This window comes from Mesorhizobium sp. LNJC391B00, assembly GCF_000502535.1.
Classification (GTDB): domain Bacteria; phylum Pseudomonadota; class Alphaproteobacteria; order Rhizobiales; family Rhizobiaceae; genus Mesorhizobium.
The window spans coordinates 124,233-139,962 of sequence record NZ_AYWI01000002.1 but is presented as its reverse complement, the minus strand read 5'-3'; the positions used below and the strand labels follow the sequence as shown (position 1 = coordinate 139,962).

At 61.0% G+C, this 15,730-nt stretch carries 20 protein-coding genes, 2 tRNA genes and 1 pseudogene; 15 read left to right on the top strand and 8 right to left on the bottom strand.

Annotated features, from left to right (window positions below; translation table 11 throughout):
• Window positions 1-21: 21 nt before the first annotated feature.
• On the top strand, window positions 22-459 hold the full coding sequence (locus X750_RS159220; RefSeq protein ID WP_023672592.1) for an RpiB/LacA/LacB family sugar-phosphate isomerase: 438 nt from the start codon (window positions 22-24) through the stop codon (window positions 457-459).
• 15 nt (window positions 460-474) lie between these two features.
• Here the strand turns inward: X750_RS159220 and dhaL are convergent, their stop codons facing one another.
• Together dhaL and X750_RS159230 are read right to left on the bottom strand one after the other, a co-directional pair.
• Window positions 475-1,116 carry a dihydroxyacetone kinase subunit DhaL gene (gene dhaL, locus X750_RS159225; protein WP_023746778.1) on the bottom strand — a complete coding sequence of 214 codons (642 nt, stop codon included), beginning with the start codon at window positions 1,114-1,116 and terminating at the stop codon, window positions 475-477.
• Between the two features lie 26 nt (window positions 1,117-1,142).
• Window positions 1,143-2,150: a dihydroxyacetone kinase subunit DhaK gene (locus X750_RS159230; RefSeq protein ID WP_023746777.1), complete on the bottom strand. Its 1,008-nt coding sequence runs from the start codon at window positions 2,148-2,150 to the stop codon at window positions 1,143-1,145.
• Window positions 2,151-2,566: 416 nt separating this feature from the next.
• Between X750_RS159230 and X750_RS159240 the strand changes: the two genes are divergently transcribed.
• On the top strand, window positions 2,567-3,871 hold the full coding sequence (locus X750_RS159240; RefSeq protein ID WP_023746776.1) for a site-specific integrase: 1,305 nt from the start codon (window positions 2,567-2,569) through the stop codon (window positions 3,869-3,871).
• 119 nt (window positions 3,872-3,990) lie between these two features.
• Complete coding sequence (locus X750_RS1000000165660; protein ID WP_023746775.1) at window positions 3,991-4,173, top strand: hypothetical protein; 183 nt, start codon at window positions 3,991-3,993, stop codon at window positions 4,171-4,173.
• A 52-nt stretch (window positions 4,174-4,225) separates the two neighbouring features.
• On the opposite strand, the gene X750_RS1000000166320 is transcribed toward X750_RS1000000165660, so the two are convergent.
• Window positions 4,226-4,486, bottom strand: a complete 261-nt coding sequence (locus X750_RS1000000166320; RefSeq protein ID WP_198020965.1) for a hypothetical protein — start codon at window positions 4,484-4,486, stop codon at window positions 4,226-4,228.
• Here X750_RS1000000166320 and X750_RS1000000166315 point away from each other — a divergent pair.
• From X750_RS1000000166315 to X750_RS159255, 4 genes are all read left to right on the top strand, one after another.
• A complete protein-coding gene (locus X750_RS1000000166315; RefSeq protein ID WP_198020964.1) occupies window positions 4,460-4,924 on the top strand; it encodes a hypothetical protein in 465 nt (154 codons plus the stop codon). The two genes, X750_RS1000000166320 and X750_RS1000000166315, sit on opposite strands and share 27 nt — an antisense overlap.
• A 162-nt stretch (window positions 4,925-5,086) precedes the next feature.
• A complete protein-coding gene (locus X750_RS159245; protein ID WP_023746773.1) occupies window positions 5,087-5,548 on the top strand; it encodes a hypothetical protein in 462 nt (153 codons plus the stop codon).
• Window positions 5,549-5,631: 83 nt separating this feature from the next.
• Window positions 5,632-5,931: a DUF6074 family protein gene (locus X750_RS159250; RefSeq protein ID WP_023746772.1), complete on the top strand. Its 300-nt coding sequence runs from the start codon at window positions 5,632-5,634 to the stop codon at window positions 5,929-5,931.
• A 309-nt stretch (window positions 5,932-6,240) separates the two neighbouring features.
• Window positions 6,241-6,411 carry a hypothetical protein gene (locus X750_RS159255; RefSeq protein WP_156932365.1) on the top strand — a complete coding sequence of 57 codons (171 nt, stop codon included), beginning with the start codon at window positions 6,241-6,243 and terminating at the stop codon, window positions 6,409-6,411.
• On the opposite strand, the gene X750_RS159260 is transcribed toward X750_RS159255, so the two are convergent.
• The gene (locus tag X750_RS159260; RefSeq protein ID WP_023746770.1) at window positions 6,408-7,499 is read right to left on the bottom strand and encodes an acyltransferase; all 1,092 of its coding nucleotides are present in this window, start codon (window positions 7,497-7,499) and stop codon (window positions 6,408-6,410) included. The two genes, X750_RS159255 and X750_RS159260, sit on opposite strands and share 4 nt — an antisense overlap.
• 44 nt (window positions 7,500-7,543) lie before the next feature.
• Between X750_RS159260 and X750_RS1000000164125 the strand changes: the two are divergent.
• The 3 genes and pseudogenes from X750_RS1000000164125 to X750_RS159275 all read left to right on the top strand — a co-directional run.
• A pseudogene (locus tag X750_RS1000000164125) lies at window positions 7,544-7,678 on the top strand (glycosyl hydrolase 108 family protein); the annotation flags it as partial.
• Between the two features lie 230 nt (window positions 7,679-7,908).
• Complete coding sequence (locus X750_RS159270; protein ID WP_023746768.1) at window positions 7,909-8,454, top strand: dTDP-4-dehydrorhamnose 3,5-epimerase family protein; 546 nt, start codon at window positions 7,909-7,911, stop codon at window positions 8,452-8,454.
• Window positions 8,448-9,515, top strand: coding sequence for a glycosyltransferase family 2 protein (locus tag X750_RS159275; RefSeq protein WP_023746767.1), 1,068 nt, complete (start codon window positions 8,448-8,450; stop codon window positions 9,513-9,515). The genes X750_RS159270 and X750_RS159275 overlap by 7 nt, the downstream gene beginning before the upstream one ends.
• Window positions 9,516-9,552: 37 nt before the next feature.
• Here the strand turns inward: X750_RS159275 and X750_RS159280 are convergent, their stop codons facing one another.
• Entirely contained in the window at window positions 9,553-9,780 is a 228-nt protein-coding gene (locus X750_RS159280) for a hypothetical protein (RefSeq protein ID WP_023746766.1), read from the bottom strand.
• Between the two features lie 29 nt (window positions 9,781-9,809).
• Window positions 9,810-10,124, bottom strand: a complete 315-nt coding sequence (locus tag X750_RS159285) for a hypothetical protein (RefSeq protein WP_023739027.1) — start codon at window positions 10,122-10,124, stop codon at window positions 9,810-9,812.
• Between the two features lie 356 nt (window positions 10,125-10,480).
• Here X750_RS159285 and X750_RS159290 point away from each other — a divergent pair, with 356 nt between their 5' ends.
• Window positions 10,481-10,927 (top strand): hypothetical protein, encoded by a 447-nt coding sequence (locus X750_RS159290; protein ID WP_156932364.1) that lies wholly within the window; start codon window positions 10,481-10,483, stop codon window positions 10,925-10,927.
• A gap of 228 nt (window positions 10,928-11,155) precedes the next feature.
• On the opposite strand, the gene X750_RS159295 is transcribed toward X750_RS159290, so the two are convergent.
• Entirely contained in the window at window positions 11,156-12,067 is a 912-nt protein-coding gene (locus X750_RS159295; protein WP_023746764.1) for a hypothetical protein, read from the bottom strand.
• Window positions 12,068-12,146: 79 nt separating this feature from the next.
• Window positions 12,147-12,221, bottom strand: a tRNA-Asn gene (locus X750_RS159300).
• A gap of 231 nt (window positions 12,222-12,452) precedes the next feature.
• Between X750_RS159300 and X750_RS0132290 the strand changes: the two genes are divergently transcribed.
• The 4 genes from X750_RS0132290 (at window position 12,453) to X750_RS159315 (ending at window position 15,476) form a co-directional block, all read left to right on the top strand.
• Window positions 12,453-12,713 carry a PGPGW domain-containing protein gene (locus X750_RS0132290; RefSeq protein WP_027050334.1) on the top strand — a complete coding sequence of 87 codons (261 nt, stop codon included), beginning with the start codon at window positions 12,453-12,455 and terminating at the stop codon, window positions 12,711-12,713.
• Between the two features lie 335 nt (window positions 12,714-13,048).
• Window positions 13,049-13,122 (top strand) — tRNA-Cys (locus X750_RS159305).
• 109 nt (window positions 13,123-13,231) lie between these two features.
• Window positions 13,232-13,906, top strand: coding sequence for a protein-L-isoaspartate O-methyltransferase (locus X750_RS159310; RefSeq protein WP_023746763.1), 675 nt, complete (start codon window positions 13,232-13,234; stop codon window positions 13,904-13,906).
• Window positions 13,907-14,090: 184 nt separating this feature from the next.
• The gene (locus X750_RS159315) at window positions 14,091-15,476 is read left to right on the top strand and encodes a TolC family outer membrane protein (protein WP_023667706.1); all 1,386 of its coding nucleotides are present in this window, start codon (window positions 14,091-14,093) and stop codon (window positions 15,474-15,476) included.
• The last annotated feature ends 254 nt before the right edge of the window (window positions 15,477-15,730 follow it).

Sequence of the window (15,730 nt, the reverse complement as noted above, 5' to 3'; positions counted from 1 at the left end):
AAAACGAAGGAGTTCATTGCCATGAAGATCGCACTTGGAGCCGACAGCGCCGGCAAGCCGCTGCTCGATGTCATCGCCAAGCATCTCGCCACCAAGCCAGAACTGCAGGTCGTCGATCTCAGCCAGGCCGGATTCTACGCCGATATTGCCGCTGCGGTCGGCCACGAAATTGTCGACGGCAATTACGACCGCGCCATCCTGTTTTGCGGCACCGGCATCGGCGTCAGCATCTCGGCCAACAAGGTGCCCGGAATCCGTGCCGCGCTAACCCACGACACCTATTCGGCGGAGCGCGCGGCGAAGTCCAACAACGCCCAGATCATCACCATGGGCGCCCGCGTCATCGGCCCCGAACTGGCAAAATCGATCGCCGATGCGTGGCTGGCCTCCGAATTCGATCCGAACGGCCCTTCTGCCGCCAACGTGCAGGCTGTCGACAAGCTCGACGCGAAGCGCTGAGGATTCGCTCCCGACCTAGCCGGTCAAGGCGATCCGCATCGCCTCGATGACGGTTACGGCGGACGCCGCGCCTGGATCCATATGGCCAAGCGAGCGTTCGCCGAGGCGGGAGGCCCGGCCCTTGGTGGCGATCATCGCCTTGGTCGCCTCCGCGCCGGCCTTTGCCGCCTCGGCTGCAGCCGCGAGGCTGCCGGCCAGCCCCTTGCCGGCGGCCAGTGCCTCGCCCGCAGCCGTCGCGGCCGGCGCCCACGCATCGATCATCGTCTTTTCGCCAGGCTCGGCCTTGCCGCGATCCTGAATGCCTCTGGCCATCGCTTGGAACATAGCGACCGCGTCGGCGTCGTCGAGCGTCGCCTTGCCCTTGACGGCGGCCGCGCCGCGCATGAATGCCGTGGCATAGAGCGGGCCCGAGGAGGCGCCGACGGCGTTGAGGAACGACTTCGCCGCCGTGTTCAGCAAGATGGTCGGATCGGTGGTGCCGTCGTCCAATGCGGCCACCGCATCGCGTGCCGCGGAAAATCCAAGCTCCATCGCAATGCCGTGGTCGGCATCGCCGATCACCCCGTCAAGCGCGCACAACCGATCCCGGTCGGCTGACATAGCGTCGGCGATGGCCGCGAACATCGCGGCAAGGCGGGTGGTGTCGATTGTCGTCATCTCTTGTTCCTTGCCGTTCGCCAAGTTTACCCGGCGCGAAACATGGCGCAGTCGCAAGGGTGGTCGAGCATCGTTTGCAACTCGTCGTCGAGGTGGTGCAGCGTAATCGAAGCGCCGGCCATTTCGAGCGAGGTGCAGTAATTGCCGACCCAGCTTGCGTGAATGGATACACCGATATCGTCAAGCCTCTGCTTCACGCGCCGGTTCATGATGTAGAGTTCCATCAGCGGCGTCGAACCCAGCGAATTGACCAGCACGGCGACCTTCTCGCCGCGTGCCGGCGCCATCTCGGCGAGAATCCTGTCCAGCATTTCGTCAGTGATCTCGTCGGCCGTTTTGAGTTTTCCGCGTGCGATGCCGGGTTCGCCATGGATGCCCATGCCGATCTCCATCTCGTCGGGTCCGATTTCGAAATTCGGCCGGCGGGTTTGCGGCAACGAACAGGGCGCCAATGCGACGCCCATGGTGAATGTGTGGTCGTTGGCCTTCCCGGCAATGCGTTCGCATTCGTCGAAGGACAGCATCCGGTCGCAGGCAGCGCCTGCCGCCTTGAAGATGAAGAAGTTGCCGGCGACACCGCGCCTCTTGTGCCTGTCGCCAACGGGCGCGGAAGCGACGTCGTCGGTGCTCAGAACCGTGCGCACCTCGATGTCGTCCATCGCGGCCATCTCGGCCGCCATGTCGAAATTCATGACGTCGCCGGCATAGTTGCCGTACATGAACAGCACACCGGCGCCGCCGCTCGCCGCCTTGGCGCATTCGAGGATCGGGTCGGGCGGCGGAGAGGCGAAGACATTGCCGATCGCCGCCGCGTCGGCCAGCCCCTTGCCGACGAAGCCGAGAAAACTCGGCTCGTGGCCCGAGCCGCCACCAATGACGAGGCCTACCTTGCCTTTGCGCGGTCCATCGCGGGCGATGATAGAGCGCGGGCTTCCGTCAACGGCTTTGAGATGGCGGGGATGCGCTGCCAGGATGCCTTCCAGCATCTCGTCGACGGCGCGATTGCCGTCATTGATGATCTTCTTGGTTTGCACCGGCATCCTCCCGATTTGGGTATTTTCATAGATGATACAGGGCGTATCAGGCTGCCTCGGGCGGGGGCAGGGGCGCGATGCCCACCAAACTGCCTTCGATCGGCTTCGTAGCTGTTTACCAGCCGTTCTGGCAGAAGCTAAGCGGACCGACGTGCACGGACAATGGCACTGTAGTGTACAAGATCGCACCACGGCTTAGAAAAGGCGGTGGCTCCCCGGGCCGGATTCGAACCAGCGACCAACCGGTTAACAGCCGCTCTCGGGATAGCCCACCAGCGCCATATACCGGTTGTTCCACTCCTGAAAAACCCCTTGTTTCATAACGATTTCAGCTTTCCTGTTGCACATTAGAGCACACAGGGCAACATAGGCAGCAGTTGCATCCTGTTGCCCCGACGTTGCCCCGGAGAGCCCTAATGCCCCGCGAGAACCTGAACGACAACCGCCTGAAGGCTTTGAAGCCGGCTGCTCCTGGCAAGCGATACGTGATCATGGATGCCCAAGTCCCGAGCATGGGCGTCCGCGTAACCGACAAGGAGCCGTCCAACGGTTCAAAGCTTAAGGCCGGACAAGTCAGCTTTGTCTACATCGCCCGTTTCGGTGTTGCAACTCAGCCAGCCCGCCGCGCGCTGGGAGAGTACGACGTCATGTCGCTTGAAGCGGCACGCACCAAGGCGAGGCAGTGGGCAGCGCTCATTGATCGCGGCATTGACCCGAAGGTCCAGGCTGACGAGGAGCGGCAGGCGGCGGCGAGGGCAGCGACAGAGAGCCGTGACCGGTCTTTCGAAACCATCCTTGAACGGTTCATCAAAGCCCGGCGCCGCGATGGCATCCGCAAGGCCGACGAGGACGAGCGCGACCTCAACCGGGAATGCCTGCCGAAGTGGAAGGGCAGGGACGTCGCCACCCTCACCAATGCCGACATCATGGAAGTGGTCGAACCGATCTATGCGCGCGGCGCGCAGCGGCAGGCGCTCAACATCGCCCAGAAGATCGGGACGTTCTTCGGCTGGTGTGTCGATGACGACCTGATCACCGCCTCACCCTTCCGGGCAAAGAAGGTGCGCACCACCATCGGCGAGAAGGGATCAAGGGACCGCGTCCTGACCGATGCTGAGATTGGGGCGCTCTGGACTGCCACGGCCGCTGGCGACGTCTACAGCGCCGTCTATCGGCTGCTGCTGCTGACCGGCCAGCGCCTCAACGATATCGCCCAGGCGTCATGGACCGAAGTCGACGTTGACCGCAAGACGCTGACTGTGCCGGCGGCGCGCTTCAAGTCCGGCCGCGATCACGTTGTGCCTCTCACTGACGAAGCGCTCGGCATCATCGCCAAGTTGCCGCGGTTAAAGAAATGCAACTGGCTTTGCTCGCTCGACGGCGCGGGACCGGTGACGATCGGCCATAAGGTCAAGCTGCGGATTGACGCCGCCATGCTCGCAGCGCTTCGGAAAGACGATCAAGAGGCCAAGCTGCCGGCGTGGGTCAATCATGACATCCGCCGGACGGTTCGCACCCGGCTGTCCGAGCTCGACGTGATGGACGAGGTTGCCGAGGCTGTCATCGGACATGTGCCTACGGCGCTAGTCAGGACGTACAACCAGTCTGACCGCCTCAAGGTGAAGCGAGACGCCCTGACGCGCTGGGAGGGCGCGCTTGTGGCGCTGACAGGCCGCAAGACGGCCAACAATGTCATCCAGATAAAGGCGGCCGGTCAATGACCCTCAATTTCAACTATCAGCACGATTTCTCGGAGCGAGCCGAACGAGAGATCGTTTGTCGAGGCTGAGTTAGATGCTTGGGTGAAGGCCCGCGTCGACCAGCGAGACGCGGTGGCCTAATGACCACTGATCACGAACATAGCGCTGCTATCGATGAGGCTGCAGCCTGGCTGCGATCTGACAGCCGGGAGCGCATCAGCCGGCCAATTATCCCCCACCTGAAGCAGGCGTTCGGCCTGACCGCTGCTGAAGCGATCGAAGCGATCAGGGAAGCGAACCTGCGGCGGGCCCGCCCCACATGAGCGAAATTACGCCTAGCCGTAAAACTGGCCGACCGAAGGGCTACATCGCCAACTACCAGCCGCAGACCAAGACGCTGGCGCTGCTCGATGCGGTCGACATGGTTCTCAATACCGGGAACACTGGCCGCTCACGATCCGCCATGTCTTTTATCGGCTGGTCGGCGCCTACGGTTATCCGAAGGATGAGTCGTTTTACTCGAAGCTGATCGACCATATCGGCAACGCGCGCCGCGGCCGGGTGATCCCGTTCAATGCGATCCGCGACGATGGCGTGGTCACGCACCGCATGGACCATTTTGACGACCAGAACCATTTCCTGCGCCATGTGCGGGTGCTCGGCGAAAACTACCATCGGAACATGCTCGCCAATCAAAACCTGCACGTCGAGGTCTGGTGCGAGGCCGCCGGCATGCTGTCGCAGCTCTTCAAGGTCAGCCGAGAATTCTCGGTGCAAGCCTATTCCTCAGGCGGCTTCGACAGTCTCACTGCGAAGAAGGATCTGGCCGATCGAATATGCGAGATCGCAAAGCCGACGGTGATCCTGCACCTGGGCGACTATGACCCGAGCGGCAAATCGATGTTCGATGTCATCGCCGAGGACGTCTCTGCCTTCGTCATCGCCGATCGCCCATGGAGTTCGGTGACAGTCGACTTCAAACGCATCGCCCTGACCGCCGACCAGGTGTTTCGCTATTCGCTGCCCCGTGCCGCCCAAGAAGACCGACAGCCGCACCGCGCGATGGGAGGGTGAGACATGCCAACTCGAGGCGCTGTCGCCCGACAACATCGCTCATATCTTGCGGTCACATATCATTGACCTGTTCGACGTTCACCAGTTCCATGAAGACCGCGATATACAGGCACGCGAGCGGCAGTTGATCACTGCAGCCTTGCCGGCCCCGAGGGGGGATGCGTGACCGTCCAGCCCAGCCCATTCATCCCCGGCGCCGACGCCAGCAATCCGCGGTGGACCGGCAAGCGGAAGAAGATCCAGCGCAGCGCTGCCATCCACATGAGGTGGGGATCCACGTTCAAGGAATGCGAGGAGGCTTTCGCCGACTGGCACCACTGCGCCCTGCAAATCGTTCACGCCGAGAACATCAGCTTCCGGTTGCTGGCCTTCGTCCGACAGCACCTCAACATGAAGGCCGGGACCATCAGCGGCACGAATTTCGAATTTGCCAAGATGGGAGGAGGCTGCTCAATCAAAACGATATCCCGCGAGATAGGCCTGTACGAGCGGCTCGGCCTGTTCATCGTGAGCCGGTGTCGGCACAAAATCCCGGGTGGTGGCATCAACGAAGTGCGGACGCTTCGGTTGGCGCTGCCGACGCCCTTCAATCCAAAATTTACAGCGAGAGGTGAGGAGCCATGAGGACCACAGTGGTCCCGCATGCCGGCGCTGGTCTCCTGGACCACAGTGGTCCCGCTAATACAGCCATCTTGCTCGGGTGACGCATGACACAACTCGACCTTTTCAAGCAGCCAGCAAGGAAGACCGGCCAGGTAGTGGCATTCCCCGCCGATCGCCGCGCCGCCCTTATCCGCGCCACCGCCCACGAACTCTGCACCCTCGACTATATCGCCGGCCGCAAGTTCTGGAGCGAGCACGTCAAAGGCCTGCGAGCCCAGCTTCGCGCTGTCGGCATCCCCTCTCGCCAAGTCGATATGGAAGTCCGTCGATACTCCGCAGCCGTTGCCCGCACTATCGACCATTCCCTGCCCAATCATGGAGCGCCGCCACCAACGGCAGCCTGAGGCCCCACACCCCCACTCGTTCCGCTTCGCGGACGGTTATGCCCCAAGTTGGCGGTGATGATGCCAACGCCGACATGAGCCTGATAGGCAAGGGGACTGGTGGTATCCGCCTCGTGACGGCGCGGCCAACAACCAGATAAATACGCTGGTGTTGGTTTCTTCAATGAATACAACTCCGGTTGCTAAAGCCACTGTCGGTGCCGCCCTCTCTACAGGGGGCGCCGAAACAAACGTCAACCTCGCCACACGCATCAATGAACTTCGCACCGCGCTGATCAACTACGGGTTGGCGGTATGATAGGAGAAACCATGTACACATTGACCTTTACCGAAGAGCAGATGGCGGTTCTCGACCGCGCCCCGCAGGACGTGCCTTTCAAATTTGCAATGCCGATCATTCAATCCATAAACGAGCAGCTTGTGAAGCAGCGCGATCCGGCTAAGGAAGCCGAAGAAGTGAAAAACTTGAAGAGCGCCTAAGCCGCCCGGCCTTCAACCGCAGCGAACCGGACTTTGTACATCGCCACCCACTTCTCGAAAGCGAAGTAGCTGATGGTCGCGGCTACAATTGTCAGCATCAGCGCGGTTGCCCACAATGTCCAATAGTCGCCGGCATTCGTCGCGGGTGCGATGGCATGTCCTCGCGCCTTCGTTGCCGTCCCGACCGAGTAGGCGATAACGGCAAAGTGATAGACGTACAGGCCATACGAGATTCGGCCCAGGAACCGCAACGGAGTGGCCGACAGGACCGTTGCTAGAAGCGGTGCGCGTAATCCGGCGTCGACCAGCCCGCCGAACATCAACGCCGCCAGAGGGTAACTGAAGGCAGAGGCCACGGGCGAGACCCACGGCGGCGCCAACGACAGGAAAGCAGCGCCAGCAACCACGGCTACGGCGATCGAGAACCCCCAATGCCACTGCGGTCGAAGGATGTAGAGCGCCATTCCGCACAGAACGCTCTCAGGTCGCAGGAACGGCGTAACCCAAATGATCGGGTGGCTCGCTCCGAGGCTGTAGACCGTCATCCGCGCAAGGAAGCAGTAGACGAACACAGTCAGCAGCGCTCCAAGGAAGACGGTTTTGCCGAACCGGCGATAGGCGAGAAAGACGAACGGGATCAGCAGGTAAACCTGGAACTCGAATGAGAGCGTCCCCAGGTGCGCTGTGTTTGGGATCGACAGGTTGTAGCTCTTGAACCACGCGACGGCGTTATCAAGAAAAAGTGCCAGACCAGCCAGCCGGAAGTAGCCATTGCCGTCCGGGCTGCCGTGGATCACCAGCATGGCGATCGGAAACAGGATCATCAGCGGGTAGATGCGTAGGAATCGGCGCACAAAGAAATTCCGCACGCCGATGCCGCCTGTCTTGACGTACTCCGCATCGAGCAAGTGGAAAAACAGGAACGACGATATCAGGAAGAACAACTCGACGCCGACCCAGCCGTAGTTGTGCATCTTGTCAAGTACGGCAGACACCGTGAAGTCCGACATGTGGTGGAAAAACACCGCAAGGAACGCGAAGAACCGCAGGCCGTCTAGCGGCGCCAAGTACAATTTTGGAGAGGTCATGGCCGGCTTCTCGCACCAAATCCCCACAACCTCAAGAGGCACCCATGGCCGTAACCCGCGAGAAGCAAAGCCTTGACCTCGTGCTGGTGCACGAAGGCGGCTACTCAAACCACCCTGCCGACCCTGGCGGCCCAACAATGAAGGGCGTTACCCAGCGCGTCTATGACGGCTACCGGAAGCGCAATGGCCCTTGCGCTTCAGGTATAGCAAGATGCCGGCAGCGTTGGCGCAGCCGGGTGAGGCCGTCCAACCGAAAGTCAAGCGGCAGTTCCGCTCCACTCTCCAATCGGAGAAAAATGGCTACAGTGCCGTCCTCTTTGATTGCGTGGCCTTCCACGCTGCCGTTGAAAGACAGTTAAAAGAAGGGCATGAGGAGCGCTGCCAAAGCTAGTTAGATTGGATGAGGCCTATGACGCAGAGCATTCTCGATAAGACATTGGCAGGGGCCCAGAAGGATCAGGAGACGGTTCGATCCGGCGAGCCGATCGGCAAGGTCCCCGACGGCGTGACGTTTCACGACATGACCGCTCACCTCGACGACAGGGGAAGCGTCACCGAGGTCTACGACCCTCGCTGGAATTGGCATCCCGATCCGCTTGTTTTTTGCTACATGTTTACCATACGACCGAGAACGGTGAAGGGTTGGGCGCTGCATAAGCTTCACGAGGATCGATACTTCGTTGTCGATGGCGAGATGGAGGTCGTCCTGTATGACCCAAGGCCCGAGTCGAGCACCTACGGACAGGTATTTCGGATTGTTCTGTCTTCAGCCCGGCCACGCCTGATGAACATCCCCAGATTCGTCTGGCACGCGGACCACAACATCGGCGCGAGGGACGTTAGAGCAATCAATTTTCCTACAATGCAATATGACCACGCCAATCCCGACAAATACCGGCTGCCGCTGGATACCGATTTGATCCCGGTCGACTTTGGCGGCCTCAAGGGATGGTAGACGACGCTCCGCCGCTCTTCAGCGTTCTGATGCCGACCCATAATCGTCCCGACTCTCTTGCCTATGCGATCCAGTCGGTGCTGGCGCAGACGGAGCAATCGTTCGAGCTTCTGGTCGTTGGCGACGGTGCAGCACCGGAGACCGAAGCGGTCGTGAAAAGCTTTTCCGACCCGCGCATTCGTTGGTTTGATTTCCCCAAGGCGCCTCACTTTGGCTATGCCAATCGAAATCTGGCGCTTCGATCGTCACGCGGGGAATTGATAGCCTTCGCCGCCGACGATGACCTGATGATGCCGGATCATCTTGCACTCATGCGCGGCCAGTTCGTCGATCCGTCGGTGGCACTTGTCTACGGCCAGGTCCTCTGGGTCTCGACCGACGGCATTTGCGGTCCTGATCTTACCAACCTGTTTTTTCCCGAAGAGCGGCGCCAATTCATGGCGAGAGGGAACACGATAGCGGCCTCAGGCGTCGTATATCGCGCCAGCGCTCTTGCAGAGCGGACGGTGTGGCCAGAAGATGTGAACGGGGCGGGAGACTGGGAGATCTGGCGTCGGATCGTGCTCACAAAGGGCTTCGCCGCCGTGCGCTACCTTCGCCTTCCTACGTGCCTGCATTTCTCCGCTAAGTGGAAAAACCTCAGAGACTCCGGATTCGCGAGGCTGACGGGCTTCATCAAAGCGTGTGAGACGTCGATCTGGTTTCCGGCGCCGCTACGGGTCGCCATTCCGACAGGACACCTGGAACAAAAGGTCTTCTGGGACATCATGTGTGTCGATCCCGATGGCTGGACCGCGCTCATTCGGGAAGCCGCAGCCGACGCCGTGAACCGACTTGCGCTCGACCGTCTCGAAAAGCTGGCTACACCCGACTCGCCGCCCACACCACCTCCTCCCCCCGCTGCCCCAGATGACGGCCGAGCCGAGGCGCTTGCGGTAGAAGTACAGGCTCTCGCGATTGAAAGGGACGCTATGAAGATGGAGATGGAGGCGCTCAAGCGCTCGAAGAGTTGGCGTTGGACTGCCCCTTTAAGGCAATTGCGAAGGCATATCGGCCGATAGGAGCCGGCGCCAAAGGGCATGAAGCGGCCGGATAATCCTATTCGTCCCCGTCGCCGAGGTACGCCTTCACACGTCCGAAATCGCGGTACATTCCGCCGTCCGGGTGTTTCTTCTCATGCCAGGTGATCGCCCAATAGCCGGTGTCCTGAAGACCCTCCATGACCATCACCCGATCGCGGTCGGTCGGGAAATGCTCCTTGAGAAGATCCTTGACGGCATTCAAGCCGCCGTCTCGGTAGGCTTGCAGATATACATCATCTACCATGGGATAATTCCCCTTTTCGCGGACTGTTGCTACCGACAGGGATGTTGCAGCCGGTGCTCTAGCAAGAGGGTTAAGACCTCTTCGGTTTTGTCCCGCCGGTGCTTCTCTGCCAAAGCGACTCTATCATTGCTAGGCCCCAGCGGCATCGATATCAGGAGGTCGGTGAGTTGCGGGTTGCACTCGAAGAGGATTGCCCTGGCCAGTAGGTCGGCCGGCTCGCAGAGGCCTTTGAACCGGTCGATCCCGGCGCCAAGGCAGGCTTCGAACGCCTCCCGCTTAGTAGTTTCGGCGCCCGCGGTGCAGATCGTCGCACCCATCACCAACGAACAAAGCATCGCTTTCATGGCTGAAGCATCGCGCGCAAGCTTCGCCCCCGCAAGGGCGTGCTTGAGTTTTTAAAGGTGTCGGCGCATCATCACCGGCGGAGCGTGAGAACTCCCGCGGATGGCCCTGCCGGGCCATCTGCACCCAGAGCGTTGGCGGGGCGATCCCTCCAAGGATCGATATTGCCAACGGGTAGAACGAGCCGACTTAGCCGTCGGAGCGAACGGCAGCACTATGCCGGGAGAGCGGCGGCTATACAAGACCCGAAAGGGAAAGGCCGTTCGCGCATGGTCTCTGGCCATGTTCTCACCCTCCCGGCGCCAGTGCTGTCCACTGGCAACCGGCCGTGAGAAGCCGAAACCAGAGAGCCTACATCATGACCATCCATCAACCTGAAATGCGCCGTGAAGACGGGGCAATCTTCCTCACCGTGGCGGAAAACGACCGCCTGGGGATAGCAACCACGATAGAGCGACTGATCGACCTGCTCGACGCCATGAGCCCGGATCCTGATCTCGAGGAAAGCCTCGGATGGGGATATGGCAGCCAATTGGAATTGCACGCCCAGGACGGCGAGCGCGAGGAGGAGAACGAGCACGGTGGCGACGTCCAAGACGACACGATTCGCAGGACGAAGGGGACTACGAGCCGAGCCTTGGCTGGGGCAACCGTACGGGGCAAAGCGGCGTCGGGCTGGAAGCCTGGAGCCTTGAGGATGCCTGCGACATCAGCGGCCTCGGCGGGCCCGCGCTCTTCTCAGGCACGGGCTATGCGATCGGGAAGGCAATCCTACGAGAGTTTGCGCAGCGCCGCCCTGATGTGACGCAGGCCTATGTGAAGACGTCGTGCGCGATTGGGGGCGCTGGCGAAGCGGCGAGATCGGCGACGTACCTCTGCTGAAGATCATACCGGGGGTGACGCGCATCCTTCGCGACTGACCTTTCGCCAACTGGCGATAAATGGCCCGCCGCCCCGCGGTGCCGGGCTGGGCGCGCTAGATCATTCCGTGCCGAAACAACCAGCCCCCTGTCTTGCTATGGCGGGCTGCTTTTTAGAATTTCCGCTTCGGTCGATCGTCAATGGACCGAGTAATTGCATTCAGTTCTTCCTGCGATGGCACAGGGGGAGCTTCACCGGTCTTCCACCCCGTCGCCATCTGCCGTTGAACATGTTCCCAGAGTGGCCCGAGCACTTGGTTCATCGGGAAGCCTTTCGAGATCAATGGCAGCATGCTTGTATTGTTGATTCGACAGCCATCGGCATCATAAGCTGAATGCGCCCCGCCGCCTTCGCGGTAAGCCCATGCGCAAAGTGCTTGCGGTCCCACGGTCGCCGGCTCCTTCGCGCTGATCTCCCTGTTCATTCGCACGAACCATGCGCAGAGACGATCGGCCGCACGCTCCTTCGTTCTGGCACGAGCGGCCTGTCTCGTCATTGTTTGCATAATCGTCACGGGCAGGAAGTGGGGAGCGCCTGAGCCGAGAGCGATGCCAAAGCTATAAACACGCGGCCCGAGCTTCAAGTCCATCACCCGAAATTTGGTTTGGCCTTTCGTATCGATTGTCGAGGCACCCGTCTCCAGCCTCATTTGCATCTGGTCCAGCGACGTAATAGCCGCAACTCGGGCCTTCCCGTCGATGAAGCCCACATACCCGAACGTGTGGCCGGGGGCGTGTTTATCGAAGCCCTGCTCTTCGGCAGCAGCGGCAATTTCCCGCAAGGTCTGATCGAGCGTGCGGTTCGCTCCGCGCAGAACGCCCTCGATCCACTCGCAGACTTCGAAAGGCTTGCTACCTGATCTCGCGCCGGCGCCAGCATAGGTGATGAAGCCGTGACCGTCGGCGGTTTCCAGCCTGGCCATCTTGGTGGCCGCGAACGACTTCATGCTGTCCACGCCGCTGTATAGACGGTCTGCGCCGACGAACGCCACGCGAGCAGTAACCATTGCAAGGGCGAAGGTCATCGTTGCCCCAGATGTTGCCCTGTCCGGAACTCAAGTAAACGGTCAGGAAAGGGAAAGCGGGCTAAGTGTTTGGAAATGTTGGCTCCCCGGGCCGGATTCGAACCAGCGACCAACCGGTTAACAGCCGGTTGCTCTACCACTGAGCTACCGGGGAATAGAGGCTCTCATGTGAGTGGCGCAGCCTATAGCAAACCCTTTTCGGCTTTGCAAAGAAGCATTTCGCATTTTTTAGCGCATTTTCACCCAATGGTTTCTGGCAATCGCCGGATGACACCACATATGAGCCGTCTTGGGCGCCGTCGGACCTTGGTCGGCGGAACCTGAAAGGCGATTGCAGCCTTTAGCGCATATGGCTTTATCGAAGGCAACCGGATCGACTTTCGACATGACTGCAGCAGACGAAAACCAGGCACCGGCGCGGAAAATCTCGGTGTTCGGGCGCGAGTTCACCATGCCGCGCTCGCGCGGGCTGAGGATCGCCATCGGTATCGTGCTGGTGTTTTTCGGCCTTCTCGGTTTCCTGCCGATTCTCGGCTTCTGGATGATTCCGCTCGGCCTTTTGGTGCTTTCCTACGAATTTGCCGCGGTGCGCCGCCTGCGGCGCCGGTTCGTCGTCTGGTGGGAACGGCGTCGCCGGCCAAATTGAAAGCGATGGCGCGCGGTCCCGGTTCAGTGGACGCTTCGCTTCCAGCCCCCCGCAGACCTTCCCCTCGAATATCTCCTTGAGAACGGCAGCCCCTGGTGTCAGCCGCGCGTTTACGGTGAAAGCCAGTTTGCACCCGCTGCGTAAAGCTGCGGGTTCGAGTTTCGCCGGTCGCGCAGCCATGCTTGAGGAGCGGCCAATATGCCGGTGCGCCAAGCGCTGAAATCGCTCGGGAACCACGTTGCGGCGGCTGATGAGGAAAGCGCGCCGGAATGCCGCGCGGACGCTTGACGACCTTTCGCTGCCACCATATTGAGTTCGCTCGCCGGGAGCGATGAGGCCTCGTGGCGGAGTGGTTACGCAGAGGACTGCAAATCCTTGCACCCCGGTTCGATTCCGGGCGAGGCCTCCAATCGCTTCAACTCCCGCATGCCGGGGGCTTGAGTTCCGGTCGAATGCGCCGCAGTGTCGGCGCGACAAGCGCATTTCAGCGCATTGGCTTTTGACGGATTGGTTGGGACATGAGCGCTGATTTCTCCGAACTTCGCGTCAAGATGGTCGACGGCCAGGTCCGCACCACCGATGTGACCGACGCAGCATTGCTCGATGCCATGCTTGCCGTGCCGCGCGAGGCCTTTGTCGGGGCCGGCCAACAGGCTCTCGCCTATATTGACGAGGATATCCGCATCTCCGACGGCGCCGATGGCAGCGGTGCGCGCTACCTCATGGAGCCGTCGCCACTGGCCAAGCTTTTGCAGTTGGCCGAGATCGACGTCGGCGATTCGGTGCTCGATGTCGGCTGCGGAACCGGTTATTCCGCGGCGCTGCTGTCCAGGCTGGCCAAATCCGTCGTGGCGCTGGAAAGCGATACCACACTGGCGGAAGCAGCCAAAGCGGCGCTTTCGGCGCAGGGCTGCGATAACGTCACCGTGGTCACCGGCCCACTGCCGCAAGGTCATGCCGCCAAGGCGCCCTACAATGTGATTCTCATCGGCGGCAGCGTCGAGAAAGTGCCTGCGGCGCTGCTTGAGCAGCTTGCCGAAGGCGGCCGGCTGGTGGCTGTGGAAGGGCAGGGCAATGCGGGCGTAGCCCGGCTCTTTTTCAACGCAGGGGGGGTTGTAACAGGAAGACGGGCATTTAATGCGGCAATTAAGCCACTACCCGGATTTGAACGCATTCATGCCTTCGAGTTCTAAGTGATTTTGCCTTGCAGCAAAGACTCTGTCATGTTGGCTTACGATTGAACAATCGTTGCTGATTGGTTAACCGGGGTTTCGGGAGCTGTCAGCGGGGGAACGATAGATCGACGCGGCGCTGGCCGATCCCTAGGGATGGGCTGGCGTGGCGTGGTTCCCGTGCAAAACGAATGAGGGATATAAAGTGCCGTCCTTAGCCAAGAGTCTGTTTGTTACCGTCCTCATTTCCGCGACAGCGCTTTCGCCGATAGCCGCCTCGGCGGAAACCATTCTCGGCGCGCTTTCCAAGGCCTACCAGAACAATTCCTCGCTGAATTCGGCCCGTGCCGGCGTGCGCGTCACCGATGAGGGCGTGGCGATCGCCAAGTCGGGCTATCGCCCGGTGATCACTGGTTCGGCTGATATCGATTACACCTCCAGGCACCTAAACGGCAGGAACGCGAGCCTGGCATTGACCACCGGCAGCTTCGGCGTTCGGATTGACCAGACGCTGTTCGACGGCTTCCAGACCAAGAACAGGGTCGCGTCGGCCGCTGCACAGGTGAGGGCCTCGGTCGAGGGCCTGCGCAACACCGAAGAGAACACGCTGTTCAACGCGGCGAGCGCCTATATGGACGTGATTCGCGACCGCCAGGTGGCGGTGCTGACCGAACAGAATCTGCAGTTCCTGACCGAGCAGGCGCGCGCGGCACGCTCGCGCTTCGAGGTCGGCGAGGGCACGCGCACCGATGTGGCGCAGGCCGACGCGTCTCGTTCGGCCGCGGTGGCGCAATTGAGTGCTGCCCGTGCGCAGGCTCTGGCCAGTGCAGCAACCTATCATCAGATCGTCGGTGACGAGCCGGGCAAGCTCAAGGCCGCGTCGCCGTTGGCGAAGCTGTTGCCGAGGAGTCTCGAGGCGGCGATCGGCATTGCATCGAACGAGCATCCGGCCATCCTGGCCGCCCTACATTCCGTCGATGCAGCGGGATTTGATGTAAAGACGCAGGAAGGTGCGTTGCTGCCGCAGTTGACTGCTAGTGCCGGCCTTTCCCATGCCTATCAAAATACTGTACCTGGCGCGGGGAATTCGGACGGCGACTCCAATGCCGCCACCGTCGGCGCGACGCTGACCGTTCCGATCTATTCGGGCGGCCGTACCTCCGCACTCGTTCGTCAGTCGAAGGAATCGCTCAGCCAGGCTCGCATCGAGGTGGATGTCAGCCGTGACTCGGTGCGCCAGGCCGTGACCTCGGCATGGACGCAATACATCGCAGCGCGGGAAAGCGTCGACGCTAATCGGCAGGTGATCGCGGCCGCACAGTTGGCGCTCAACGGCGTCATCGAGGAGCGCAATGTCGGACAGCGCACCACGCTCGACGTGTTGAATGCCCAGAACGCCGTCATCTCGGCAAAGATCGACCTCGCCAGCTCCGAGCGCGATGTGGTCGTAGCCAGCTACGCCATCCTGTCGGCCATGGGCCGCCTGTCGGCCGATCGCCTGGCGTTGAATGTGGTGAAGTACAAGCCTGAAGAGCACTACAGAGCCGTAAAGGACAAATGGATCGGGCTGCGTACGCCGGACGGTCGTTGAGCCCACCTGGGCGGCTCAAGTCCCGCCAGGGTTGAAGCATTTCACGCCGCGCTTCCCATGGATGCGCGGCGTTTGTCTTTTGTAGCCTAAATTGTTGAAATCCGGCGTCTTCCGAGATTGGGGATTCTCGGATGGCGATCCGTCGGCTACGCTGTCGCCATGATTCGTATCCGGCTTTGCCGGACAGGAATCCAGGAACGGGTCACTACAGCGCCACGCGTCCGATGGATGCGCAAAGGACGCTGTAGAATTTT

Bases quoted from the DNA above. Each gene is read 5' to 3' on its own strand.
- X750_RS159220 (WP_023672592.1), top strand. From the start codon at position 22: ATGAAGATCGCACTTGGAGCCGACAGCGCCGGCAAGCCGCTGCTCGAT.
- dhaL (WP_023746778.1), bottom strand. From the start codon at position 1,116: ATGACGACAATCGACACCACCCGCCTTGCCGCGATGTTCGCGGCCATC.
- X750_RS159240 (WP_023746776.1), top strand. From the start codon at position 2,567: ATGCCCCGCGAGAACCTGAACGACAACCGCCTGAAGGCTTTGAAGCCG.
- X750_RS1000000165660 (WP_023746775.1), top strand. From the start codon at position 3,991: ATGACCACTGATCACGAACATAGCGCTGCTATCGATGAGGCTGCAGCC.
- X750_RS1000000166315 (WP_198020964.1), top strand. From the start codon at position 4,460: ATGGACCATTTTGACGACCAGAACCATTTCCTGCGCCATGTGCGGGTG.
- X750_RS1000000166320 (WP_198020965.1), bottom strand. From the start codon at position 4,486: ATGGTTCTGGTCGTCAAAATGGTCCATGCGGTGCGTGACCACGCCATC.
- X750_RS159250 (WP_023746772.1), top strand. From the start codon at position 5,632: ATGACACAACTCGACCTTTTCAAGCAGCCAGCAAGGAAGACCGGCCAG.
- X750_RS159255 (WP_156932365.1), top strand. From the start codon at position 6,241: ATGTACACATTGACCTTTACCGAAGAGCAGATGGCGGTTCTCGACCGC.
- X750_RS159260 (WP_023746770.1), bottom strand. From the start codon at position 7,499: ATGACCTCTCCAAAATTGTACTTGGCGCCGCTAGACGGCCTGCGGTTC.
- X750_RS159270 (WP_023746768.1), top strand. From the start codon at position 7,909: ATGACGCAGAGCATTCTCGATAAGACATTGGCAGGGGCCCAGAAGGAT.
- X750_RS159275 (WP_023746767.1), top strand. From the start codon at position 8,448: ATGGTAGACGACGCTCCGCCGCTCTTCAGCGTTCTGATGCCGACCCAT.
- X750_RS159280 (WP_023746766.1), bottom strand. From the start codon at position 9,780: ATGGTAGATGATGTATATCTGCAAGCCTACCGAGACGGCGGCTTGAAT.
- X750_RS159285 (WP_023739027.1), bottom strand. From the start codon at position 10,124: ATGAAAGCGATGCTTTGTTCGTTGGTGATGGGTGCGACGATCTGCACC.
- X750_RS159290 (WP_156932364.1), top strand. From the start codon at position 10,481: ATGACCATCCATCAACCTGAAATGCGCCGTGAAGACGGGGCAATCTTC.
- X750_RS159295 (WP_023746764.1), bottom strand. From the start codon at position 12,067: ATGACCTTCGCCCTTGCAATGGTTACTGCTCGCGTGGCGTTCGTCGGC.
- X750_RS0132290 (WP_027050334.1), top strand. From the start codon at position 12,453: ATGACTGCAGCAGACGAAAACCAGGCACCGGCGCGGAAAATCTCGGTG.
- X750_RS159310 (WP_023746763.1), top strand. From the start codon at position 13,232: ATGAGCGCTGATTTCTCCGAACTTCGCGTCAAGATGGTCGACGGCCAG.